The sequence below is a fragment of the Paraburkholderia sp. CNPSo 3274 genome (assembly GCF_024206475.1).
In the GTDB taxonomy this organism is placed as follows: Bacteria; Pseudomonadota; Gammaproteobacteria; order Burkholderiales; family Burkholderiaceae; genus Paraburkholderia.
The window spans coordinates 1-541 of sequence record NZ_JAMBPR010000265.1 but is presented as its reverse complement, the minus strand read 5'-3'; the positions used below and the strand labels follow the sequence as shown (position 1 = coordinate 541).

1 protein-coding gene is annotated in these 541 nt (G+C 61.6%); it reads right to left on the bottom strand.

Annotated elements, in window-relative coordinates; translation table 11 throughout:
• Nucleotides 1–541, bottom strand: a 541-nt coding sequence (locus tag M3I54_RS44610) for an NAD(P)/FAD-dependent oxidoreductase (protein WP_254346781.1), incomplete at both ends; no start/stop codon positions are given.

Genomic DNA, 541 nt, shown 5'->3' with positions numbered 1-541 from the left:
GCCGGGCTGGTGTTTCGAAGGATCGATTTCCCACAGTTCCTTGATGCCGATGCCGTAGACCTGCGGATCCGAATCCTTGCCGAGCTTGAACTTCTCGTTGAGCTGGCGGCCCAGATGCCCGCGGCAGCCTTCGCAGAACAGCGTGTACTTCGCGTGCAGCTCCATGCCGAGCTGGAAGTTCCCGGTGGGCTCGCCGTCCTTGCCGACACCCAGGTTGCCGGTGGCGACGCCCTTTACCGAGCCATCGTCGTTGTAGAGCACTTCGGCGGCCGGAAAGCCGGGGAAGATTTCCACGCCCAGCGCCTCGGCCTGCTGGCCCAGCCAGCGCGTGACATTCGCGAGGCTGATGACGTAATTGCCGTGGTTCTTGAAGTTGTCGGGCAGTGCCCAGTTCGGCACAGATTTAGCCCCCGTTTCGGAAAGAAAAAGGAACTTGTCCTCGGTTACGGGCACGTTCAGCGGTGCGCCTTGTTCTTTCCAGTCCGGAATCAGCTCATTCAAGGCGCGCGGATCCATGACCGCGCCCGAGAGGATATGCGCC